The following is a 25175-nucleotide window of genomic DNA, read 5'->3' as shown; positions in this document are numbered from 1 at the left end:
AACAGTCTAGCTGAAAAGGTTTTGTAGTCAAAATTAGTTACCCCAACGCTTTTTCCACCATCGCATCGGCCAGATGCAGGCGGGTTTGTTGGGCTTGTTGGAGGTGGGTTTTTAGGTGGTTGCAGAGAGTCGATAATTGGAGTGCTTGACTAATTATTCTGGCTTGTTCCCCTGAAGGAGGAATCGAAATTATATGTCGAGAGAGCTTATCACCTGTCAAATGTTTTATTGTGGCTCCAGTAAATAGTTGAGCAAGAGAATCATTGGCAGCATCTACCATCAAGCATATTTCTAGATACTCAGGAATCACACCAGTGTATGTCCTTGCGCGGTGAAGTGCTTTTTGAAAGTAAATATCAATGTTGTCATGTTGCCAAATGGCACAACGCCCTGGCTCGCCACCTTCGCAAATCAATAAATCTCCTTTATGTAACTCAAACTCTTGCAGCTCAGCATGTTCAAATTTCATTTCTTTAATATCTAACAGGTCAATTTTTTGCCATTGGACATTCGTATTTCGTAAATACTTTTTCGATTCACCTTGGTCCTTTGCTTTGTCGAGCATTTTACCTAACCGCGAATACGCAACTTCAGAAAAACGACTCCACTCCCACCCATCAGGCAACCCAAACGGCTTTTCATCCTCCCCAATCGGCGGCAACGCTTTCTGCTTCTTAATCTTCTTCTCTTTGATCAATTGCTCCTTTTCAGCAGCAATTTTTTCCAGCAGTACAGACGCAGGTTGATCGTTCGGGTCTTGAGGTACCAGCTTGCCCATTACCGCCAGTTGCAGCACGGTTTGTTTGAGCTGGTCGATGCTGGATTCTGTGGTGAACAGAGTGGTGAAGTGTTCGGCAATGCGGTGCCAGTTCTGTTCCAGTTCGGCGGCATCGGTGCTGCTGGTGAGTGTGGCGAGCAGGTTTTCTACCAGTGATGTGTGGGCGGTGAGGCTGGTTTCGGTTTGCTGTTCCAGCTGGTCGCACAGGGACATGAGTTCGTTGACTTTGGTGACTATGCGGTGTTGTTCTGCGAGTGGAGGAAGAGCAACAATAAGGTTCCGCACTTGACCTTGAGAAACGTTTTTCATGGAGCTACTTGTGCCACCTGCAACCTGCGCATAATAGCTACGAGAAAACATGCTGTTATTTACTAAATTTATGTAATGACTTGATACTGTTTTTGAAAATTGGAATCGAATAATTTTGTCACTCATCATCAAGTACTTTGGAGCATTTTCTGGCACTACAACAGCCTTAGCCACAAGCTCTGCGGTATTCGCCCTTGAGATAAGAAAGTCACCACTTTTCACCTCGTATTTGGGGCGAGGTTCTAGCGCTTGAGGTAATTCTTTATTTTCTTTTGGCTTATATACTCCCCACGTAACCGCACTTACCTTCAAAACACCCCAGTTATTACCTTCCCTTGGGTGTAATTCACATTGAGGACTCCAACCTGCTTCAGCAGCAATGGTTAAATCGTTTAATCGACAAAACTTCCAGTTTTGCGGTAACTCAAATGGCTTGTCACTCTCAGAAATTGTTGATAATTCTTTTTGCTTTTTGATCTTTTTCTCTTTAACCAGCAGTTTCTTCTCAGCAGCAATCCGTTCCAACAAAACAGAAGCCGGTTCATCCTCAGAATCTTGAGGTACCAACTTACCTCGAACCGCCAGCTCCAGAATCAGAGCACGCAGTTTTTTGATGCCATACAGCTCAATCTTCTTGCTGGAACCTCGGCCAGTGGCGTTACGCTTCTGCACCGCCTGCGCCCAAGTAGCAATATTGTCAGTAATCAGTTGCTCTACAGCAGCCATTAGTTTGCACCTTTGGCAGAATCGTTAGTTAGTGCAGCACCCAGAATCCCCTTCAACTGATCCAGCAAACCGTGAATCTGTTCCTGTTGCTGGGCGTATTCTGCGAGCAATTCATCGGGGTCGTGACTGATGATTTCGCCAACGTGAGGGTTCTTGATATCGAGGTTGAAGTTGCGTTTGATGATCTCATCAATGCTGACTTTCCATGCCTGTTCGTTCTCAACCCGTGCGGCAAAACCGTCAGCTTCATCGCCCCACCATTGTTGTTCGGCTTTGAACTCTTCAAACTTCATCGGTTTGGTTTTGCTGTAGTTCTTTACGCCTTCCGGATACGGGTGCTCGTAGAACCAGGTCTCTTTAGTGGCTTTCTCTTTAGAACCATCGCCTTTGGTAAAGAATAAAATATTGGTTTTAATGCCAGTGTAGGGATTAAATACGCCGTTGGGCAGGCGCACGATGGTGTGCAGGTTGCACTCTTCGGTGAGTAGCTTTTTGATTTTGGTTTTTACGCCCTCGCCAAACAAGGTGCCATCGGGCAGTACTACCGCGGCAGAGCCACCATCGGCCAATACTTCGACAATTAATTGCAAGAATAAATCGGCGGTTTCCCTAGTGCGCATTTCCGCTGGGAAATTCTTTTCAATTCCGTCTTCTTCTGTGCCACCAAACGGCGGGTTGGTGACGATAATATCGATATGGTCATCCCAGCTAGACAAGGATTTACTCAAGGTATTACCGTGGCGAATATTCACCGGCACTTCAATACCATGCAACAGCATATTGGTGGTACATAACAAATGCGGCAATTGTTTTTTCTCAACACCGTAAATCTGTTTTTGCAGGGTTTTATGGTCTTCGGTGGTTTTTACCTGGCTTTTTAAATGGTCCATGGCGCAGGCCAGAAAACCGCCGGTGCCACAGGCCGGGTCAAGAATGGTTTCACCCAGTTGCGGGTTAATTCGGTCAATCATAAAGCGGGTGACGGCACGCGGAGTATAAAACTCACCGGCATTACCGGCACTTTGCAGATCTCTTAATATCTGCTCGTAAATATCACCGAATAAATGGCGTTCTTTGGAGTCGGTGAAATCAATATCATTTAATTTATTAATTACCTGACGCAGCAAGGTACCGTTTTTCATGTAATTAAATGCGTCAGAAAAAGCGGCTTTTACCACATGGCCACGCGGATTGGTGTCGATGGGCGCAATTAGGTTTTTTAATTCCGGAAATAACTTGTCATTAATAAACTGCAATAAATCATCGCCGGTAATGCCTTGGCTGTCTGCCGCCCAGTTGCGCCATAGGTATTGTTCAGGAATTGGCATTCGATAATGATTATCTTGCTCAAATTCCAGCTCTTGTTCTTGGGCGTCAAACACTTTAAGAAATAACAGCCATGACATTTGACCTAAGCGCTGCGCATCACCGTCAACACCGGCATCTTTACGCATAATATCTTGAATGGATTTAATGGTTGCACTGATCGACATGATGTTCTCTTGGTAAATATTTAAAAATGGGTGATTATTTCGTAGGTTAGATAAGCGCAGCGCCATCTGACATTTTTTCATTGCCAGAGAACCTAAGGGCTTTGGAACATATAAAACACCCTGAAAACCCCGGGTGCGCCTGAAGCTTACCCAGGCTACGAAAACCAGACTGAATCAATATAACGCCATCCGATCTATTTGAATTGTCAGAAGGCGGAGTGCTTTTCTAATCTACTTTTCAGCTCATACTAACCGATACGATAGATTTCAGCTTCTAGCTCGGTGAGGGCTTGCTCATAATCGGCCGGTTTGCCAAAACCTTTTTTAACGATTTCAATCGGTCGACCAATCTCGCTAAAAGGCTCTAGCTTGAGAATGTTTTTATTCTCAATTTCTTGCACTCCGACATCGGCATATTTCTCTAACAAATTACTCAGTACCATTTGAGCGGTTTCTGAATAACGTGTGAAATAATTGCGCTTTTTCACATTATCCGCCCGCTCGCGGCGGGTTAGCGGCGGCTGATCATACACTACATGGCAGATCAAATCGAAAGGATCTAGCGCCTTGCCAACTTCTTGTTCAAGCGCATCCCACAGCACTCCGGCAGTTTCTAACTCATCTATAATGGCTTGCTTACGTTCGCTATCATTCCATTTTTTGGTGAATTCATCTAACGAAGCAAACTGTTTTTTCAGTGCCTTTTTGGTGTAATCCTTAAAGGACTCGGTGACCAGTTTGCCATCGGTGTCATAGTACTGCACTCGCTCAGCCATTACTTTTACCGTCACGCCGTTAACATGGAATTTAGTGATTTTTACTTCTTGATCGTCTGTCGGCTCAAAATCTGTCCATGGCTGATCATTTGAATTGTTAAAACCACCATCAGCTTCAGGCGGAATTTCATGAATCAATTCCGAACCATCTATCTCAGTTGGCGTGTAATCGTCACCTTCAATATTAACGTCTGGGTCTTCAACTTCCGCTGGCGTGGTATTGATAATTTTTACCGGTTCACCATCAAAGCGTTCATCGGCAAACAGTTCTGTGGCTTTTTTGAAATCGAGAATGGTGAACCAAAGCTTGTTGTACTTATCATCAATTCGAGTGCCACGACCAATGATTTGTTTGAACTTGGTCATTGACTGAATGTTCTGGTCTAACACCACTAGCTTACAGGTTTTTGCATCAATACCGGTGGTCATTAATTCCGATGTAGTAGTAATTACCGGATAGGCTTTTTTCGGATTGGTGAAATTTTCTAACTGCGCTTTACCCAGTTCATCATCACCGGTAATTTTCATTACATATTTTTCATTTTTCTGATATTGCTCAGGGTTTAAATTAATTAAAGCCCGGCGCATTCTATCGGCGTGGTCAATGTCGTTGCAGAAAACGATGGTTTTCGCCATCGGGTCAGTACGTTTTAAATAGTTGGTAATGGTTTGCGCAACTAAATGGGTGCGCTCATCAATTACCATGCTGCGGTCGAAATCTTTTTGATTATAAATTCGGTCGTCAATAATTTCGTTATTTTTATCCACCTGACCTTTAGTGGGTCGCCAGCCTTGCAGGTCAATATCGATATCCACCCGCACCACTTTGTAAGGCGCGAGGAAACCGTCTTCAATACCTTCTTTCAGTGAGTAGGTATAAACCGGATCACCGAAGTAATCGATATTAGACACTTCATTGGTTTCTTTCGGTGTGGCGGTTAAACCGATTTGAGTCGCACTAGAAAAGTAATCGAGAATTTCCCGCCAAGCACTGTCTTCTGCGGCACTGCCACGGTGGCACTCGTCGATAACAATCAAATCAAAAAAATCTGGCGAAACCTGTTTGTAGGCTTTTTGATGTTCTTCTGGCCCGGTCAGCGCTTGATATAACCCAAGGTGAATTTCAAATGCCGGGTCAACTGTTCTATTTTTTGACCAGGTCATCGCGGTGCCAAAAGGTTGAAAGTCACCCTTTTTGGTTTGTTCGATTAGTGCGGTTCGGTCGGCTAAAAACAAAATCCGTCTTTTATTTTTAGCTTTCCATAATCGCCAAATAATTTGAAATGCGGTGTAGGTTTTACCGGTGCCGGTCGCCATGACTAATAGCGCTCGATCTTGCCCCGATGAAACCGCTTCTATGGTTTTATTGATGGCTTGCAGCTGGTAATAACGCGGGGTTTTTCCGCTATCATCGTCGTAATAATCTTGGGTGATAATTGGCAGTTGCTGTTCGGTATAGCCCTTCCAAATACAAAACTTTTGCCACAGTTGCTCAGGCGTTGGAAAGTCTTCCAATGCAATTTGGGTTTCTAGCGTTGCGTTACAAAGGCCAGTTTTGTCGTGAAAGATAAAACCATCGCCATTGGTTGCAAACACAAACGGCACATCAAGCAGCCGGGCATAATCTAACCCTTGCTGCATGCCTTTGCCCATTTCATGTTTGTTGGCTTTGGCTTCTATTACCGCTAGCGGCATGCTGGGTTTATGGTAGAGCACGATATCTGCAGACTTCACTTTCAACCGCGATGCGACTGTACCTCGCACCACCACCTTGCCATCACGCAGTTTTACTTCTTGGCGAATCTGGGTTAGATCGTCCCAGCCGACATCTTTGATCGCAGGCAGCACAAACTTGCTGATGATATCGGTTTCAGAAAGCTTCGATTTATCAATACCGTGGTGACTCATAGACTCGCTGCCCTGCGCAATCGCCAAAACTGACGCCTCTAAATTAGCGGTCATTGTGGCACGAGTTTACGGGTTAAGCGACTGGACTAAAGTAGAAATCAGGCGAAGGTTGATATGAGTAGTACGCGGCAATAGTCAACCGACAAAGGCTGCGTGAAACTGATCATCACGCAGCTTTGTGGTGGCTTAAACCGGCCATTTTGACAGCATCTGGCAATGCATTATCAGCGGGTGCCGACCAAGCCATTGTCACGAACTTTCATGCCATCTAGCAGTAACACTAAAAACGCTTCATTGGTCATCCCAGCAGCGTGTAATTCCGGATACTCATCAATTCGAACTTTGCCACGAATTTCCATATAAGGAAATCGAGTTGAACCTGCCTCAGGGCTACTGGCCACCCATTTAAATTGCAACTCTTTTTCGCTGTAGCGACCCGGGCTTATCAGCAAACGACCGCTGCGACCTGCTACTGAAAAGCGCTCACTGGCAAAATAGCGAATAATACCCGTTTCATGATCCATTGTTTGCTGCAGATACTCTCGCCTATCAGCAGAGTAAGCTTCAAATACAAAACGAAAACTGGTTCGCTTTCCATTGGAATGCATCACGCTTAAATACTCATCTGGCAAAGCATTTGCAGTATTCATTAATATATCGTTATTAATACAAACACCGAGCTGATTATGTGGCCAAGCCTGGTGTTTGAAAAGCAGTGCCCTATCAGAAAAAGTTTTTACAATTTCGGCATATTTGTTTTTATATTGACGATCATGGCTTTCATATTCTTCGGTTGGTGCGGAAACTTCAATAGCATATTTATGATCTGAAAATTTTCTTAGACCATAGGCATCCAATATATAACCCTCATATGGCCCACCTTGATCAAAAAAATCATAACTGGTTATCAGGTCCAGTCCGCTTTTATAATCCTCATAATACGTTAAAGCTTCTCCAATTCGCTCTGAACTCTTGAGCTCCGTATTTTCTATCCATAATTGCGCGGCGTTATCATAGCTGTAAAGTCCACTTTTTCCCGACCGATTCCTACCATCCCGAATATCAAAAGTCAGACTACCGTCTTTATACAATGAATTGTAGTATTCTAAATCTATAGGCAATTCAATTTGATAACGACCTACACAGACTTCTTTAAATAAATGAGAAAATGGCATATCCACAGTCCTTTTCGATACACAACCGGCCATCAAACTGGCAGCCAACAAAACAAGCATTATTTTTTTTATCATAATCCTTTACTCTCCTTGTCAAAGCGGTCGGCTTGTTGCCACAACAATTCTGAGACTTTGACCATGACATCATCGCTATCAAAAAACAGCTGATGTTCCTGATCTAATTTCATTGGAAATTTATGACTATTTAGTAAATTAGGGTGCGTGCCTGCGCCACTATGAACCGTTGCATCACCCGGGGCACTGGCTGGCTTAATTTGAAAGATATGGCTATTTAGCGGGCCAACCGCTCTCATAATTTGTAGCCGTTTACCCTCATCGAATATCGCCGAGCGGTCTGCATTTTTTAATCGCTGTTGATAATCTTTAATAGACTGAGAATCTGCCAGAGAGATTTCACCTTCACCAAAGGAAAAGCCATAATTCTGATCCGCAACAATTTTCCATTCATAAGGCTTTCCTTTAGGGCTTTGCTGCGCAGACCAGACGCATTGATCATAGGAAGGCATATTCTCATTCACCCCATAGAGCAACCGAGTATTAAAATGATAATAATCTGAGAGATCTAAATGAAATTTCTCTGTAGAATCTATTCTTTTTCGATGATGCTTTACCAGATTTTTAATTGACACTCTGCTTCTTGGAACAAGCAACTCAGGCTGAATCAAGCTATACCATTGCGATAAGTCTTTATAAAAATCATAGATTTTCTCACCTGGAAAATCTTTGTTGATAGACAGTGTTTCCTGCCCCTCAACTTCTATTTTTAGCCAGTCAGAATTACCTTTGGCATCTCGATAATGCTGATTAGGCAGCAATTCCAGCCCACCTTGGCAAAAACCTAATATCGCTGTTACTTCAGCTGCATTCATCCCCAAAGCAACACCGGCTGGCATTCCATAACCACTGCGCGCATTAACATAAGTGGCCGGACTGCCATCGGTAGGCATGGCACCATGAATAACTGTATCAATATCAGCATTCTCCAGAACTGCTGCAGAACGGGCGACAAAGCCACCCATCGAGTGACTTATCACAATGATTTTTACATTGGCTGGCTCGACCTGATGTTCAACGGCCAGCTCTTGTCTGATTTCATCAATTCGTGTTTTTAGCCGCTGCCCAGATTTTCGATTACTTTGCATCCAGTTATAACCAACGGCATAGGTTGCAAAACTCCAATTATAAAACTGATAACCTAACTCTGAAGATATCCAGCTATCTAACCAGCTTAGAAACTTGCCATAACTGCCCCAAGATACTTCGCCCCAGCCTTGCTGCCTGCGCTGGACAATTCGAGAAGGCTTAACTGAAGTATGGATTTTAAAATACTCATCAGTTCCTTGGTCAACACTGAGCAATTCATCATCCCGAACCAATGAAGATGCATTCTTGTGCACCAGCATTTCTTTACGCCCTTTGGCATCTTTAAATGCTAGGCTCAAAATATTCCATAAGAACTCACCCTTACGGCTCTTTTGCCACTGAGCTTCCTGCTCTCGGGCTACAGCAGATACGTGATATTTTTGTTTGTCGGCGACTTCTAGATATTCTTTTGTTCTCTCGCCAATCGTTTTCGAGCTATTTGCACTCCGAGACTTACTTTTGTAGTCAACTAGATACTTCAAACGCAGCTTTCGGTTTTGATTTTGCTGCTCCAATTTTTCCAACAACCAGCCAGTTGGATGATCACCCATCCCAACGGCGGGATCCCAGACAACCTCACTTTCTTGGCGATTAAACAACCTGCTGCCCATAATTCCGGGGACAAAAACAATCCCGACCACACTTTTTCGCTTACAACTGCATGGCACACCATAATGAGAATGCATATGCATCATCCTTGATACAGATATTTTCAGGAACAATTACTTTAGAGCTACCAGCAAAAAAAGTCGTTAGGAAATTGCCTACACATTTTGTGCGACATTAACCCTATATTTCTGAAAGATCGGCTCTTCTTTATTTTTCTGTGTGTTGAAGTGACGATTTTGAATATAGAGATATGATTTTTTAAAACAAAAAAAACCGCAGCCAATTTCTCAGGTGCGGTTTTATTTACAGGGACATATGTATGTCACAAGGAGGCAGGATGCCGGTGTGACTACATTAATCATCAGCCATCAATTACTGAATTAATACTCAGCGTTATGATAAACCCGCTGTACATCGTCACAGTCGTTTAACATATCGAGGAATTTATCCATCACTTCAATATCTTCACCCGAAATAGGTGCGGTGGTTTGAGGGATAAATTGGATTTCTTCAATATCGAAATCAATTTCACCAATCACGTCAATTAATGCTTGCTTGGCTTTGAAAAATTCTGTGTGCGGTACAAATGCGGTGATTTTACCATCTTCACATTCAACGTCGGTAACATCGACATCTTGTTCCATTAAAGCTTCCAGCGCTTGGTCTTCATCTTCGCCGCTGTAGCTCAAAATAGCGCTGTGATCGAACAGGTGGCTGACGCAACCTTGGGTGCCGATCTTGCAGTTATTTTTAGTGAAGCATAAACGCACATCACCAAAAGTACGGTTAGTGTTGTCGGTCAGGCACTCAACAATCACCATGCTACCGCCAGGTCCGTAACCTTCATAACGTGCTGGCTGGAAATCTTCGCCCTTGCCGCCTTCCGCTTTTTTGATTGCTTTGTCGATAACGTGCGTTGGCACTTGGTCTTTCTTGGCACGTTCAATCAGGCTTCGCAATGCCAGGTTGCCATTAGGATCCAAACCACCAGATTTAGCGCAGACGTATATTTCACGTCCATATCGGCTGTAAACCTTTGCCTTGGCGTCAGACGTTTTGGCCATTGATTCTTTGCGGTTTTGGTAGGCGCGACCCATTGCGATCTCTCATTAGAAAAACTATGGCGCCGATTCTACCGTCACCACCCGGTCAAATAAACCTCTTGTGCCATTGAAGCTGATCTCTGCCAGCAACTCTGTGGTCTACAGCTGCTGTCAGATGGCGCTTAACGCTTGCTTTAGCGATCTCTAGTGCAGCCGATCTCTTTCATTCGTAGTAAGAATTATTCAAAAACTGCGTTTTTGCGCTAGTCACTTCTACCTAGCCGCTGATTTAGGTCAAACCAATTCGGCAATTTTCAGAAATATAAAGCGACACCTGCTAGGGTGAAAGCAGGTTTTTGTCACAGGATTGCCAGAATGAAGATCAAGCGGATTTTGCTCCCTTTAACGCTGGATGCCAGTAGCGTCAGCATTGCTAAAGCTGCTGCAGAAATGGCCAGCACACATCAAGCTGAATTGATTCTGGTGTATGCCTGCGAGCCAGTCGGTTCTTTTGGCAATGCCATTATCGAAAATTATCTGCCTTTAGATGCCCGTAGTAATTTCAAGCAAAACCGCCAAAAACTGCTGCAAGACCTCCGGCAACAAATGAAGCAGTTTTATAGTGAGCACATGGCCAAAATTACTGGCGTAGCAGCGCCAGCTGAAGTGATTTGCGAGGAAGAACGCGCCACCACCTTAATTCTTAATTCTGCTAAGCAGCTATCCGCCGACATGATTATTATGGGCAGTCACGCTCGGTCGGGTTTAAGCGCCATGCTGATTGGCAACACCGCTCGGGAAATCACCCAGCTTTCTGAAATTCCCGTTTTGCTGGTGCCATTAAAAAACAGCTAAGCATTCTGATAGAATGCCGATTACCGCTACGCTCAATTTGCTTAGCGGTAATTCAAATTGTATTTCAAGCAGCCTCTTTCGATACCATCGGTTTTAATTCGATATTTCTATTTCTTTCAAAAAGCTGCTCGCCTGCCACCACACAGCACACTACCCACATCAATCAATTCGCTGGTTAAATGCATGCTCCACCTCACGATAAATTCTACGCCAGATAGCCAGAAAAAAAATCCAAAACATTCAGGCGCTATTTTCATATAGGATTTATAACCGTCAATGCGCCTCTACTATATCGCATTTTATTATTCTTTCTGTTATTGATTATTTTTAATGGCTTGCGGGCATTCAGCAACGAAATAAAACAACCGAAAAACGCAACTTGACGGTATGGTTTATCATTAAAAAGAACAAAAAAAACCGGACCAGCAATTCATTTGCTGGCCCGGTTAATTTATCTAAGCGTCAGATAAATTAGCTCTCTTTTACTTCAGCTGGCACTGGTTGCTGAGCCAATTTAGACTCACCTTTTTCCAGGAAATCAACTTCAAAATCTTTCAGGTATTTGCTAACCACCTTGGCCAGAATCAGCAGACCAATTAGGTTAGGCAGAACCATTAAACCGTTAAACATGTCGGCCAACTGCCATACTAGCTCCACTTTCAAAGTACAGCCCAGTACGATGAAGACCATAACGATCAAGCTGTAAACCTTAACTGCCTTGTCGCTGCGGAACAAAAAGCGAACGTTTGCTTCACCAAAGAAGTACCAACCCACGATGGTTGAGAAAGCGAAGAAGAACAGAGCGACTGCGATAAAGACTTCACCAAATGGACCCATGCTGGCAGAGAAAGCAGTTTGAGTCAGTGCGATACCTGTCAAAGTACCATCAATTGGCACAGTCAAGATAACCAATGCGGTCAAAGTCAGAATAATAAAGGTGTCAAAGAACACACCGAACATTGCTACCGCACCCTGTTGGCCTGGGTGGGTAACTTTAGCCACTGCGTGAGCGTGTGGAGTAGAACCCATACCTGCTTCGTTTGAGAACAAGCCACGTGCTACACCGTAACGAACCGCTTCTTTAACTGTTGCACCTAACACACCACCAGTTGCAGCGGCTGGATCAAATGCGCCAATAAAGATCATTTTCAGACCTTCGAGGATCGCGCCCGCATTGGTTGCCATAATATATACGCTACCAATGATGTATAAGACTGCCATTACTGGAACAACCTTAGAGGTAAATGCAGCAATCGCTTTCACACCACCACTAAAGATCATACCGGCGATAATTGCTGTCACAATACCAACCGCCAGAGGAGGAATGCCAAACGCAGTATCAAAAGCAGCACCGATAGAGTTGGCTTGTACCATATTACCGATAAAGCCCAACGCTAGAATAATGGTTACAGCAAAGAATCCACCCAGCGCCTTACTACCAACACCTTTACTCAGATAATAAGCTGGGCCACCACGTACCTGGCCATTCACTTCTTCTTTATATACCTGCGCCAGAACTGCCTCGGCAAACACAGTACCCATACCAAAGAATGCTGTAATCCACATCCAGAAAATTGCACCCGGACCACCCGCAGCAATCGCGGTAGCAGCACCTGCAAGGTTACCCGTACCGACCTGAGCAGCAACTGCAGTCGTTAACGACTGAAACGAGCTCATACCGTCGGAACCCGCTGGGCCACTTTTTTTACCGCCTAGGGCGTATTTAATTGATTTAGTAAACAGACGAACCTGAACAAAACGCAATTTAAACGTAAAGAAGATACCAGTACCACACAGCAGGAATATTAATAAATATCCCCATAGCTGATCGTTAATCCACGTTACTACACTCATTAATGCATCCATAATCATTCGCCTCTCATTGAATGGGGTTGGATTTTAAAAAATAACACTCGAAATTTTGACAAAACTATCCTGCTGTTTTCCAACAGTACAAAAAACACCAGTATGAATTTAACCCAATGATTTAACCGATTTTATATCTCGAAGGATATAAGCCTGATCGATAAATACGGGTAGCAACCAATCTATAAAAACAACAAACAAAATTAATTATTTGACGTGATATCAATTGGTTAAGGAAATCGCCTCGATAGGCACCGCCATCACCCGACCCGGGCGATAGAAGCATGACTCAGAGTTGTTGCAGAACTTTAATAAACATGAGCTAGTCTCTTTCCGAGAAAATTGTCGTACAAAATAAGCCATAGCTACAGCTATCACATTCCTTGGAAAAACTACTTTTAATACCGACAAACTTACAATTTTTGATGGGGCGATTAAGGCATAGCCCTGAAAACTAGCCAACCCAATTATTTGCCCCGGCGCAGCATCTGCTTCAAAGTTTGTTACGGGTAGAAGTCGATTCACCTTGAGCACACAGGCTACAGGTCTGACCAAACTTATATTTGATTACGATCAATAAAATGTTTGTCAAGTTGTTAAGTGTTTTTGCTGACTGAATAGGCTATCAGAGCAGAAATATAGTTTTAATATCTAATTTTTTATTTAAATTAAAAAACTTACCATAAAATCAATACATAATTGGCTGTCGCTTTATTGCAACCTCAGTAAATTTTTAAATTGATCCGATTAAAAGATTCACCTCAAATACTTGACAAATAAATTGCAAATACTTCTGGCAATGGCAGCGCTTTTGGTTTGACCAATTTCTTCAATACACTCAAAGCACCTGCCGATATGCGCTAAAACTTTTTGAGCAAATAGCAATCAACAATCAACAATCAACTTTCTATTGATTGCTACTTCCGAGAGAAAGGATGCATACCTTGAAAAACACCGAGAACACCGAACAACACGCAAGCGTTTGTTGTTAGCACAATAAAAAAAACGAATGACAAAAATCAGGCAAAAAAAAGCAGCGTAGTCGCTGCTATTTTTTTAATACTGATTATTTTCAATCTGGTTAATGACTTGCTGCCGGATCAAATACAATCGGTTGTTCTAAAACTTGCTGACCTGTTTGGTCAACCGGCAAGTTGTCAAAAATTTCCGGTTGGAATGGGTCTGTATCGCCTGCGCTATCATCAGGTCGATTCAACTTTAAATCGGTGAAGTTATACAGATTGCGGTCAGCTAACTGGCTAGGCGCCACATTAGTGATCGCCTTGAAGATATTGGCCATTCTACCCGGGTGTTGTTCATCCCAGTCATGGAGCATTTGCTTAATCACTTGTCGCTGTAATTTCGGCTGGGAGCCACACAGGTTGCAAGGGATAATCGGGAATTGCTTGTAATCAGCAAAGCGAATCAAATCTTCTTCTTTACAATATGCCAGTGGTCGAATCACCACATTCTTTTGATCGTCACTGAGTAGCTTTGGCGGCATCGACTTTAACTTGCCACCGTAAAATAGGTTCAAAAACAGCGTTTCAATCATATCGTCGCGATGGTGACCTAAAGCGATCTTATCGATTTTGTGTGCTTCAGCAAAACCATACAAGGTGCCGCGGCGTAACCGCGAGCATAAGCTACAGGTGGTTTTGCCTTCGGCAACCACTCGCTGCACCACGCTGTAGGTATCACGCTCAATAATATGAAACGGCACGCCCCGATTTTTCAGATAAGTTGGCAAAATATCTTCAGGGAAATCCGGCTGCTTTTGATCCAAATTGACAGCAATCAGCTCAAAGTCGATCGGTGCGCTATCGCGCAGTTGCATCAGAATATCCAGCATGGCATAGGAATCCTTGCCGCCAGATAAACACACCATCACCCGATCGCCCGCTTCGATCATGGCAAAATCTTCAATGGCCTTGCCAACATTTCGCCGCAAGCGTTTTTGCAGCTTAGTAAAAGCGGTTTTATCTTCTTTTGCCTTGATAAGATCGTCTGTCATTTCTTTACTGCTACTCACTTAGGGCCGGTAACACCAGTCAATTGCTACTAGAGAAACTCGGCCTGTTAGGTGATGTTCTGGAGGCTTTAACTAGCGACCACAACACTTCTTGAATTTTTTGCCACTACCGCAAGAACAAGGATCGTTACGGCCAACTTTTGGCTCATCACGTTTGATCTGGCGAGGTTTGGCTGGCAAACCGTCGAAGAATTTCCATTGACCATCATCTTTACGGAATTGCGCTAATTCATGGTGATGGCGTGGTGTGCCGTCTTCTTTATAGGTTGCCATGAACTCAACGGTACCTTCGCTATCGTCAGCGCCACCGCCCTGGCATTCAATAATCTCTAGCGCTAACCACTCAGAAGCTTCTGCCCATTGCTTAATGGCTTCCGCTGTGTGCTCATGCTTTTTGTCGGCGCAAACCGTATCGATCAAGTAATCCACTTCAACCAGAGTGTAAGCACTATAGCGTGAACGCATCAGCTGCTCAGCGGTTTGTGGCTGTTGCTCGCCTTTGATGAATGGCAAACAGCACTGTTCCAACTGGCGAGAAGATCCGCAAGGACACTGGCTCATAGGTGTTTCTCCTTAAATCCGACCGCTTGGGTCGGTTGTTCCTAAAAAAATGGCGCTGAATTTTTGCCTGTAATGGCTTTAGATGCAAGCTTCAAGGAAAAAGCGGTTGATCTGATGCATGTTAGCGTCTGCTGAAACATTTAAAAACCGTAACAACCCCCTGTCGTTCACTCTAAGCAAACAACAGCAAACTGCGATTGATTTCTCATCAATTCGATTTTCTAATGACAATGCTCGAGTGAGCTTACGATGGATGTCAATTGATTGTGTATTTTGAAGTGATGTAGCAACTACCTCCAAAGGCTGAATAAATAACCGTACAGATTTTTAAAGCTAACTTAGTATTCTAAATCATCCAAAACTATTCGTTTAATAACATTCCACTGGAGCATAGATTGGTTTTTTTTGTGCGCTCACGCTAGCCAATCGACACTCCCAGACTACATGGCCTGGATTCGATTTGAGAAGAGTTGGCACATAAATAAAAAGTTCATTATACCTATTTTGATTTTCGACAGAAAAGAAAATCACAGTTTTAGCCACGCCCTGGCTATCAATAGTCAGCCTTGCAGATGACTCTATCACTAAATCATTTTTTTCTATAATCCTGCCTATGCCAGAATTATGCGGCAGAGGGAATCTCAGCGTAACCGCTGCAAACTCTTCAATAATCGCTTTATTATTAGAAACAAAAACAGCAACTTCTGCCGCTTTTGCCCGTGAAATATAATATTGGTAAGATGGGACTGCTATAACCGTCAAAATGCCTAAGACAGCCAATGTAATCATTATTTCAATTAACGTGAAACCCTTGAATAACTTCATAATAAGCAATTCTTTTATTTATACAGATTTACACAATAGCAACCAGCTGAAGTTTCATTTATATCAACTACTTATTATGAGAAATCTTTTTTTTCAAACTATTAACCAGCCCTCAAAAAAATCTTAAAAAGTGAACGACATCTCATCAATACTTTTTAATAATTAGCGTCGCTTCGCTTCTTTCTTCGCTTGAATTCCTTATTTACAAGCAATCGTCAATCAAAAATAACTGGCTTTTCATTTAATACAGTTTCTCGCCTCAATCCTTGCCATCAGCCAACATTTATCGTTCAATAGCATACTTCTGCTTGGCCTGCTGCCAAGGTAAATAAGTAAGCGAACCCAATGCTGACATTATCTCATTTAAAGAGTGCACTTGCTCCATTGGTCATGTTGATGCAACACGACCAAAAAATGAAACCATAGCTAATCTGCCAGCCTTCGACTCTACTGTTGCATTGTTTACTACTAAACATTTCCGTTTAACTTTAACTTCGAGCTATAAAATTTGAGCTTTATTACATTAATATTTATTGTTTTAGGCATTATTGTTGGTATTTCTAAGAGCGCAGGAATACTAACGCTGATTAGCATTCTTGGTTTTATGTGGGTAGGGAATTGCATTTCAGGAATATTGACCGGTCAAATTCAAACCCTTGCCGGAAGAAGTGCGGATATCAGGCGAATTGTCCATCGAAACGAGGAGCCGTCCTATTATTACTTTGAGCTTTTATTTGAAGCGTGCCTTGGTGGCATGGCATTGGTCTATTTCTTTAGACATTTTTAAATATTAATCACCTCTAGATGCGTTCTTCTTGCACCTTGAGGTGATTTAATCAGTTAAAACTATCTATCAGCTATTATCGACTTCAGCTTAAAATAAAAGCGACGTTAATTATTCCAGTAATCCGAGACTCTAGTCATTTTTCCATTACTATGTTCAATCACTGACACCCCGCGTACATTCCATGCATTTTTACCCTTACCGGCGCTCATCAGCCATTCTACGGTTGCAAAGTTTGCCGCCACCACCACCTTTTGCGTTTCAACTTTCACTCCAGGCGTTGCCTCAAGGAATTTTTTGACGAATGCGATGGCCGCTGCATTGCCTTTAGTCGATTCTCCTGTTGCAACATCTTCATAGGTAATGTTTTGATCATAAAAACTACCGACTAAATCAATTTGATGCGTACTAAGGGCTTGATAATAACGACTAACATCTGCAGAAGTTAAAGAGCCTTCCGCCATTGCAGTATTCGAAGCCATCACCCCAAACACCAATATCGTGGTTAAAAAGCTCAATGAAACCCTTCGAAATAAAATACCCGCCAACATGATAATTATTATCCATTCATTTTTATATTCGAATTCAGACTAGATAAATAACAGTATGTTCAACATTTTTTAGCGGTAACTTTAAATAGAAAATCGCTACATTAGCATTCATAAAAACTGATGGTCACTTGAGAAAACTTGGCCAAGCCTTGCCCCTTCCTTTATCCTTGAGCTATTACAGCCAGCGGATGTACACGGATGACTGAGCAACCTTCTCATCGCATTATCAAGAAGTATCCCAATCGTCGCCTCTACGACACAACTGAGAGTCGCTACATCACCATTGAAGCGGTGCGACAGCTGGTACTGGATCGAGTACCTTTTAAAATCATCGGCACCAAAAACGGTGAAGACCTAACTCACACTGTGTTGTTACAAATTATCAGTGAGCAGGAAGATTCGGGACATCCGGTATTTTCAACCGAAGTACTGGAAAATGTGATTCGTTCTTATGGCAACTCAATGCAAGACGGCATGCGAGACTTTCTCGATCAGAGCATGAATTTCTTCGTTGGCCAGCAGCAACAGTTCCAGCAAGATCTAAATCGACAGGTAAACCAAGCAATCGATACGCCATTAAAAGTGGCCCAAGAGATCACCGAACGTAACTTTGAGATGTGGACACAGTTCCAAAACAGCCTGTTCTCAACTAACAAGAAAGACGATACAAAAGACGGCAAATAAGACGCTACCTGCAATAAAAAACTTCTATGGTTTTTCACTTTGCCAACCTGTGATACCTGTTCTAGCTTTGGTAGTTGCCGATGTAAAAAACCAGCGACTACCATTCGTTCTATACACCCCCTATGATCGCCAACTAACTGTATCACGGGGATAAACATAGCAACGTCCAAAGTTAAGCATTACAAGGAGACGTAATCACATGGCAAGAAAAACACCACAAACCCAGCCCAATCCATGGGATTTTTTTGGACAATCTGAATTAAGCAAAACCGTATTTAATCAATTCTTCGAACTAGGCAGCCTGAACGCTAAAATGGCCGAGTCATTAACCACTCGCCATATTGAAGCCGCCAATCAGATGATGGAAACCACGCTCAAGCAGATGGAAAAATTAAATGCTGCCAAGCAGCCAGCTGACTTTTTCCAACTACAGGGTGAATTAGGTAAAACTCAATCCGATATCAGTGCAGAAATGGCACAGCAAATGTTTGAGCAAATGCTTGAGTATTCTTCTGAAGTCAATCATTGGGCGGAAGATCAGATTGAGAAGATACATAAATAACCACTCCCACCATTGTCTAGTGCAGGTTAGTCCCCACTAACCTGCACTTTCTGTAACACCACCTATCTACTTGGCCAATAAAAACAGCAACCTTCGATTGTTTGCGGCTACATCCCCATTTAGTCTGGATCCATACAAACCAACGCATCAACCCACGCACCAGATCAAAAGACTGATCTTTACCATAAAAAAATAACTATAAGGTAATCACGTGTATTTAAATGCCCGACAATCAGCAATAGCGCTTTTAATTAGCGCACTTGTCGTGCCCGCAGGGGCAACTTACGCCGCAGCACTGGCAGCACCCAGCATCAGTATTAGCGCCTTAGGAAATGCTAATGCCGGTGCCGCTGCAATCGATGATGCTTCGGCGCAATTTTACAACCCTGCGGCACTTTCTTGGCTCAATCGACAGCAATTTACTTTTTCATTGATGGTGGCGGATGCCAATGTCAATTTTACTAATGGCACGTCTCAAGGCACATCAGAAACAATCGCAGGCGCACCAATTTCAGGTGGTGATGAAGGCGATCCGGTAAAAGCGACGCCGGTTCCGATGGCTTATTATGCTTACCCCATCAATGATCAACTCACTGCCGGATTAGGTATTAGCGCACCCTATACGATAGCGGGACATTTCAGTGAAGACTGGATTGGCCGCTATGACGGTATAGAATCACAAACCATTGCCCTTAACATCAACCCAGCTATTTCATGGAAGCCGACCAACCAGATGTCATTTGGCTTTGGTGTTAGTGGTCAGTATTTCTCACTACAAAGAAGAAAAGCAGCCGATCAAATTGCCGGTGTACATTTTATTGCCAATACCCTTGCAGACGATCAGCTCAAAGCAGCACCAATACAGAATGGCTGCAAAAGCATGACCGATTGTTCGGATGCAAAAAATCCTGAAGAAGCAAAAAGAAAGTTAGATCTTGCGGTAAAAAATATCGAAAGCATTCGTAACGGCGTTAATAAATCCCTCGACGATCTAGTTGGCGCCAACGATGCAAACAATGATGGTGAAGTTGCTTTTGAAGGAGATGATTTCTCCTTTGGTTATAACCTTGGCATGATGTATCAGCCGAATCGCAGTCATCGATTTGGTTTTGCCTATCGCTCACAAATCAAACACCAAATCAAAGGAAAGCTGGACTGGACCGTTTCTGAAAATGCAACAAAAATAAAAGACATCGGCGACTTGGTACATTTAGTATTAGATGAAGTTTTATTCGTTGATAGTAAAGCCGAAGCTCAAATGACGACACCGGCGACTGCCAGCCTTCATAGCTATCATCAAATCAGCCCCAACCTGTCACTATTATCTGATCTTACCTGGACTGAATGGTCTGTAATTCAAGAAATCCGGGTTAACATTCTCAGCCTACTAAACGACAGTTTAACTCCAGCTAATTTAAAAAATACACTACGCCTGTCACTAGCGAGTAATTACCAATATTCACCCTCACTGTTATTGCGTGCCGGTTATGCATTTGACCAGTCGCCGGTGCAAGATGAGTATCGCTCGCCTTCCCTGCCAGATTCTGATCGACAGATGCTCTCTGTGGGTGCGGCTTGGCAGCTATCAAAAACTCAAACAATAGACTTCGCTGGCAGCATGATTTTATTCAAAACTGCCGAAGTGAATTATAACGATTGGGCCGGCCAAGATACGCCACCACCCGCATTAGGTGAAGGTGGCTTCACAGGCAGCAAACATACCACCCGAGGCACGTTTGAATCTCAGGCATGGTTGCTTGGCGTTCAATACAACCACAAGTTCTAATCATAATTTGTGATTGTTTTTTAACAGGGCGTATTACGCCCTGTTAATGCTAGCAAGCAAAAACCTATAAAACCTCCGCATTAAATACACATCTGAAAAGTATCTATATCTAGAGCACTTACAGCCAAAATGCCTCGACCCAAAACATCCCAAAGCGAAGCTGATATTCCAAGACAGTAGTATTGTCGCTCAATAGCAAATGTAACGATTAATACCGAAACAAAACATGCCCAAAGATCCTCAGCGAATAGTTGGAATAACTCGAGCAGAGTCGGCAAGACTGCTTGAAATTAATCCGCATCAAGACAATAAAAGTCGTTAGTCATCTCACAAAAGCATCAGGTATTGAGCCGCGACAGGGTTCGCGGTTGCTTGCCAAGATACATTGTCGCTAGCTATTCAGCGAAAAAGCAGATGTTTGAATGTTCACACTTCGCTTGTCAGACCAAAACTTTGAAGTTATTCCACGCGGAATACTTATTTTTTCAGTTTTGGTAAAAAATCTGAAGCACCAAACTGTTCAATATAAAATTGATCAGCGGTTCAGCTTGCGCATTAATACACAGCGATTGGTTCAACAGATTCAATTGACGAGAGAAAACATAGCGTCATCATTCCATCTCTCAAAAAGCATCGAATCTATGAAACATTCAAATACTGCCCCGTCACCCATGCAATCAAATTTTGGCTCTTTTGAATTTTACTATGTTGACCATTCAATATTTGGCTCAACCTATATTCCAATTTATAAATGCCCGCCCTCAAGTGCCAATAAATGAATGAAGGAAAACAATCATGCATGAAATGTCATTAGCCGAAGGCGTATTACAAATTATTGAAGATCATCGGGCACAAAACAGCTTTAACCAAGTCACTGAGCTTTGGCTGGAGATTGGCCAAATGTCGGGTGTTGAAGCCGGTGCCATGGAGTTTTGCTTACAAAGCGTTTTACGTGGCACGGTTGCCGAGCATGCCAAAGTGGTGATCACTCGTCCCGAAGGAAAAGGTTTGTGTATCAGTTGTAATAAAGAAGTGCCTATGCTGCAGCGTTACGACCCTTGTTGTGAATGCGGTAATTTTGGTCTTCAGCCAATTGCCGGCACTGAAATGCAATTGAAAGAATTATTGGTAGATTAATTTTTATTAATCATTTTAAAAATCCTACCTAAAAAATTTGAGGTTTTATTATGTGCACTACTTGCGGTTGCGGCGGCGACGCTGCGATTATCGAAGGTCACACTCACAGCCATGTTCATTCACATTCTGAACAACCTACTAGTAAGGCTGAACCAGTGGCAGCGCAACATAGCCATGCACCGGGCATGGAAGGTCAGCGCGCCTTAAAAATTGAACAAGATTTATTGGCCAGAAATAATCGCTACGCCCATATTAATCGACATAAATTTGCCGACAGAGGTTTATTAGCACTCAATTTAGTTTCTAGCCCAGGCTCAGGGAAAACCAGCCTACTGACAGAAACCATTGAATTATTGAAGGAAAGCATTCCTTGCGCAGTAATCGAAGGTGACCAACAAACCACCAATGATGCCGAGCGTATTCGTGCCACCGGCGCACCAGCAATTCAAATCAATACCGGAAAAGGCTGCCATTTAGACGCCCATATGGTCGGCCACGCATTGGAAGATCTTGCAGTAAAGAACGGCGGCTTTCTATTTATTGAAAACGTTGGCAATCTGGTTTGCCCTGCCGAATTTGATTTAGGCGAGAATGCTCGAGTGGTTATTTTATCGGTCACTGAAGGTGAAGATAAACCGATTAAATACCCAGATATTTTTGCTAATGCCGATTTAATGATTTTAACCAAAACCGATTTATTACCGCATCTGGATTTTGATGTTGAACAGTGCATCGATTATGCCCGCCGCATTCGACCAGAACTAAAAGTTTTGCAGTTATCATCAAAAACTGGCGAAGGCATGCAACAGTGGACTGATTGGTTGAAGCATCAACTGTCGCACCAGCTTGAGCACAAACGTCAGCATCTGGCTGAAGAACTGGCAGAAGTCGAAAACCAGTTAAAGGCGATCGGTTAATCCTATGAAATTAATTGCCAATCCTAAAGTAGGTTGTGTCGAGCGGTACGCGAGTCACAACGTGACCCATAAAATATTGTGGTTCGCCATAGGCTCAGCGCAGCCTACATTGGATTGTTTGCTATGAAATGGCAAATACAAGGATTTGCAATTAAAGGCATCGTACAAGGGGTCGGCTTTCGTCCCTTTGTATTTAATTTAGCCAAACAATGTGATTGTTCGGGTGATGTCTGCAACAACGGGCTCGGAGTAGAGATTCGTCTTTGTGGTCAGCAGAAAAATATTGACCTGTTTATTCAACGTTTACAAAGTGAACTACCTCGTTTGGCTCGAATTAACCAAATTCAATCACTACCAGAAAACCAGCTAGATATTGAGTCATTTTCTGAAGTCATTGAATCGGTAAAAAACAATCAGCCAGCGATTTTCGCAATTCGAGCAACACCGCAAAAAATAGCGAATTCAGCAGAAAACAATCAGAAAATCAGCACATTAATTAGCCCGGACGCTTCATTGTGCGATGACTGCCGTAGCGAATTACTCGACCCGAAAAACCCACGCTACCGTTATCCTTTTATAAATTGCACCCATTGCGGCCCGCGTTACACCATTATTGCTGACTTACCTTACGACCGACCATTTACCACTATGGCCGGCTTTGAATTATGTAAAAGTTGCCAGCAAGAATATTCTGATCCGCAAGATCGGCGTTTCCATGCCCAGCCCAATGCTTGCAATACTTGCGGGCCACAGCTTAGCTTGCTGAATAATCAGGGTCAGCCAATCGATGGCGATCCAATCGAACAAACCCTTGAACGATTACGTCAGGGCGAGATTCTGGCAATAAAAGGTTTGGGTGGTTTCCACTTGGTTTGCGACGCAAATAATGCCGATGCAGTGGCTAAATTGCGCGCTCGTAAACATCGCCCAGCTAAACCTTTTGCGGTAATGGCTGCGAACACCGCGTCCCTTGAGCGTTGGGTTACAATAAATCCATCGACTGCAGATTTATTAAAATCAGCACAAGCGCCGATTGTTTTATGTCAAAAACAGTCACAAATAGAACTACAAATTAACGGCGTTGCCGATGGTTTAAACCAACTCGGCGTAATGCTGCCATATACCCCGATTCATTGGTTGTTATTTCACCAAGCAGCCGGTCAACCGGCGACTGAAGCATGGCTAAACCAGCCGCAGGATTTGTTATTGGTTATGACCAGCGCCAATCCTTCAGGTGAACCACTGGTGATCGACAATCGAGAAGCAATCAATCGGTTATCTAATATTGCTGATTACTTTTTATTGCATGACCGGGATATTTTAATTCGTAACGATGACCCGCTATTAATCGCCGGCACTGAGCAACAGCCATCAATCATGATTCGTCGCGGCAGGGGTTATGCACCGGCACCGGTATTTTTGCCAAAATTATTAAATAAAAATAACGATTTAAATATTCTAGCCACCGGCAGTTATCTAAAAAACAGCATCTGTTATAGCCAAGGCGAAATGGCTCATTTCAGCCAACACATTGGCGATTTGAATTGTGTCGGCAATATTGAATTTCAAAAAGAAATCTATCGTCATTTAAGTCAGGCTTATCAAATGCAGCCCGACATTGTTATCGCTGACAGTCATCCAGAAAGCCCTGCAGTTCGCTTTGCCCAACAAATAAGCCAACAGCTGAATATTCCGTTGTTACAAGTTCAGCATCACCATGCACATATTGCCGCGGTGATGGCTGAATATCAGTTAGCGCAACCGGTGATTGGCCTTGCGCTTGATGGCTTAGGCTTTGGCGGCCAGTCGTTAGATATCAGTCAAGTTGCTGATAACAAAAGTTTGCTTGGCGGAGAATTGCTATTAGTAAATGCCGATGGCTGCCAACATTTGGGCGGCCTACAACCTTTAGCATTACCCGGCGGTGATGCCGCAGCCAAAGCGCCATGGCGAATGGCGGCATCGGTTTTATTTTCCACCGGCAATTCACAACAAATTAAATCTCGCTTTAAAGATTTTGCCGCTGCAGCCTTTACCGAAACCATGCTACAGAAACAGCTAAACTGCCCAAAAACCAGTTCAATGGGTCGCTTATTTGACGCTTGCGCTTCATTGTTAAATATTTGCCAGGTTAATAGTTTTGAAGCCGAAGCAGCCAGCAAACTAGAAGCCGCTGCAGCCAAAGATGCCAGCCAGTCAAATTCTGCCGCAGCTTCAGAACAACCGACTAGTTTAGCCAGAATTACCTCTAGCAGTTCACAGCCTTTTGTACTGGATTTGCTGCCAATATTTAATGTTCTGATTCAGTCAAGTATTCCTCCGATAAGCATTAGCCGACAAAATCAATTGGCCTACTGGTTCCACCAGCAACTGATTGAAGCACTGGCTCGCTGGGTGATCTCTGCTAGCAAAAAAACCGGCATTAAAGATATTTGTTTATCTGGCGGCTGTTTTTTAAATCAAATACTCGCCCAGGGACTGCAACAAAAACTGCAGCAACTTGGGTTTAATGTTTACTTGCCGATTTGCCATCCGGTGAATGACGGCTCAATTAGTTTAGGTCAGCTTTATGCTGCTCGAATGCACTTAAATAAAGTGCAACCTCAGCAACATAAAGTATCAGGAGATAAATAA

The 25175-nt window shown here is 43.2% G+C and carries 19 protein-coding genes; 8 read left to right on the top strand and 11 right to left on the bottom strand.

Going from position 1 to position 25175, the window contains the following annotated elements:
* Nucleotides 1-37 precede the first annotated feature (37 nt).
* From DC094_RS11195 to DC094_RS11170, 6 genes are all read right to left on the bottom strand, one after another.
* Complete coding sequence (locus tag DC094_RS11195) at nucleotides 38-1654, bottom strand: restriction endonuclease subunit S (protein WP_206605634.1); 1617 nt, start codon at nucleotides 1652-1654, stop codon at nucleotides 38-40.
* Between the two features lie 158 nt (nucleotides 1655-1812).
* Complete coding sequence (locus DC094_RS11190) at nucleotides 1813-3387, bottom strand: N-6 DNA methylase (RefSeq protein WP_241504030.1); 1575 nt, start codon at nucleotides 3385-3387, stop codon at nucleotides 1813-1815.
* A gap of 167 nt (nucleotides 3388-3554) precedes the next feature.
* On the bottom strand, nucleotides 3555-5990 hold the full coding sequence (hsdR, locus tag DC094_RS11185) for an EcoAI/FtnUII family type I restriction enzme subunit R (RefSeq protein WP_116687425.1): 2436 nt from the start codon (nucleotides 5988-5990) through the stop codon (nucleotides 3555-3557).
* A gap of 224 nt (nucleotides 5991-6214) precedes the next feature.
* Nucleotides 6215-7240: a hypothetical protein gene (locus DC094_RS11180; protein ID WP_116687204.1), complete on the bottom strand. Its 1026-nt coding sequence runs from the start codon at nucleotides 7238-7240 to the stop codon at nucleotides 6215-6217.
* Complete coding sequence (locus DC094_RS11175; protein WP_158527295.1) at nucleotides 7237-9015, bottom strand: esterase/lipase family protein; 1779 nt, start codon at nucleotides 9013-9015, stop codon at nucleotides 7237-7239. The genes DC094_RS11180 and DC094_RS11175 overlap by 4 nt, the downstream gene beginning before the upstream one ends.
* 303 nt (nucleotides 9016-9318) lie before the next feature.
* On the bottom strand, nucleotides 9319-10035 hold the full coding sequence (locus tag DC094_RS11170) for a YebC/PmpR family DNA-binding transcriptional regulator (RefSeq protein WP_116687202.1): 717 nt from the start codon (nucleotides 10033-10035) through the stop codon (nucleotides 9319-9321).
* Nucleotides 10036-10356: 321 nt separating this feature from the next.
* Between DC094_RS11170 and DC094_RS11165 the strand changes: the two genes are divergently transcribed.
* Nucleotides 10357-10836 (top strand): universal stress protein, encoded by a 480-nt coding sequence (locus tag DC094_RS11165; RefSeq protein WP_116687201.1) that lies wholly within the window; start codon nucleotides 10357-10359, stop codon nucleotides 10834-10836.
* 471 nt (nucleotides 10837-11307) lie between these two features.
* Here DC094_RS11165 and DC094_RS11160 read toward each other — a convergent pair whose 3' ends face one another.
* The 4 genes from DC094_RS11160 to DC094_RS11145 form a co-directional block, all read right to left on the bottom strand.
* Nucleotides 11308-12690, bottom strand: a complete 1383-nt coding sequence (locus DC094_RS11160; RefSeq protein ID WP_206605633.1) for an alanine/glycine:cation symporter family protein — start codon at nucleotides 12688-12690, stop codon at nucleotides 11308-11310.
* Between the two features lie 1093 nt (nucleotides 12691-13783).
* The gene (gene ttcA / locus DC094_RS11155) at nucleotides 13784-14716 is read right to left on the bottom strand and encodes a tRNA 2-thiocytidine(32) synthetase TtcA (RefSeq protein WP_116687199.1); all 933 of its coding nucleotides are present in this window, start codon (nucleotides 14714-14716) and stop codon (nucleotides 13784-13786) included.
* Nucleotides 14717-14806: 90 nt separating this feature from the next.
* Nucleotides 14807-15295: a YchJ family protein gene (locus tag DC094_RS11150; RefSeq protein WP_116687198.1), complete on the bottom strand. Its 489-nt coding sequence runs from the start codon at nucleotides 15293-15295 to the stop codon at nucleotides 14807-14809.
* 369 nt (nucleotides 15296-15664) lie between these two features.
* Nucleotides 15665-16120, bottom strand: coding sequence for a prepilin-type N-terminal cleavage/methylation domain-containing protein (locus DC094_RS11145; RefSeq protein ID WP_116687197.1), 456 nt, complete (start codon nucleotides 16118-16120; stop codon nucleotides 15665-15667).
* 508 nt (nucleotides 16121-16628) lie between these two features.
* Here DC094_RS11145 and DC094_RS21865 point away from each other — a divergent pair.
* Entirely contained in the window at nucleotides 16629-16907 is a 279-nt protein-coding gene (locus tag DC094_RS21865) for a hypothetical protein (RefSeq protein ID WP_133245525.1), read from the top strand.
* A 104-nt stretch (nucleotides 16908-17011) separates the two neighbouring features.
* Here the strand turns inward: DC094_RS21865 and DC094_RS11140 are convergent, their stop codons facing one another.
* Nucleotides 17012-17455 (bottom strand): nuclear transport factor 2 family protein, encoded by a 444-nt coding sequence (locus DC094_RS11140; RefSeq protein ID WP_116687196.1) that lies wholly within the window; start codon nucleotides 17453-17455, stop codon nucleotides 17012-17014.
* Nucleotides 17456-17653: 198 nt separating this feature from the next.
* Between DC094_RS11140 and phaR the strand changes: the two genes are divergently transcribed.
* The 6 genes from phaR (at nucleotide 17654) to hypF (ending at nucleotide 25175) form a co-directional block, all read left to right on the top strand.
* Complete coding sequence (gene phaR, locus DC094_RS11135) at nucleotides 17654-18139, top strand: polyhydroxyalkanoate synthesis repressor PhaR (protein WP_116687195.1); 486 nt, start codon at nucleotides 17654-17656, stop codon at nucleotides 18137-18139.
* 199 nt (nucleotides 18140-18338) lie between these two features.
* Entirely contained in the window at nucleotides 18339-18701 is a 363-nt protein-coding gene (locus DC094_RS11130) for a phasin family protein (RefSeq protein WP_116687194.1), read from the top strand.
* 211 nt (nucleotides 18702-18912) lie between these two features.
* Complete coding sequence (locus DC094_RS11125; RefSeq protein WP_116687193.1) at nucleotides 18913-20487, top strand: OmpP1/FadL family transporter; 1575 nt, start codon at nucleotides 18913-18915, stop codon at nucleotides 20485-20487.
* Nucleotides 20488-21282: 795 nt separating this feature from the next.
* Nucleotides 21283-21624 (top strand): hydrogenase maturation nickel metallochaperone HypA/HybF, encoded by a 342-nt coding sequence (locus DC094_RS11115; protein ID WP_116687191.1) that lies wholly within the window; start codon nucleotides 21283-21285, stop codon nucleotides 21622-21624.
* Nucleotides 21625-21674: 50 nt separating this feature from the next.
* Entirely contained in the window at nucleotides 21675-22541 is an 867-nt protein-coding gene (hypB, locus tag DC094_RS11110) for a hydrogenase nickel incorporation protein HypB (RefSeq protein ID WP_116687190.1), read from the top strand.
* Nucleotides 22542-22664: 123 nt separating this feature from the next.
* On the top strand, nucleotides 22665-25175 hold the full coding sequence (hypF, locus tag DC094_RS11105; RefSeq protein WP_116687189.1) for a carbamoyltransferase HypF: 2511 nt from the start codon (nucleotides 22665-22667) through the stop codon (nucleotides 25173-25175).

This window comes from Pelagibaculum spongiae (genome assembly GCF_003097315.1).
Lineage (GTDB): Bacteria > Pseudomonadota > Gammaproteobacteria > Enterobacterales > Pelagibaculaceae > Pelagibaculum > Pelagibaculum spongiae.
Note: the sequence above shows the minus strand (reverse complement) of the source record. Positions and strands in the feature narration are given on the sequence as shown.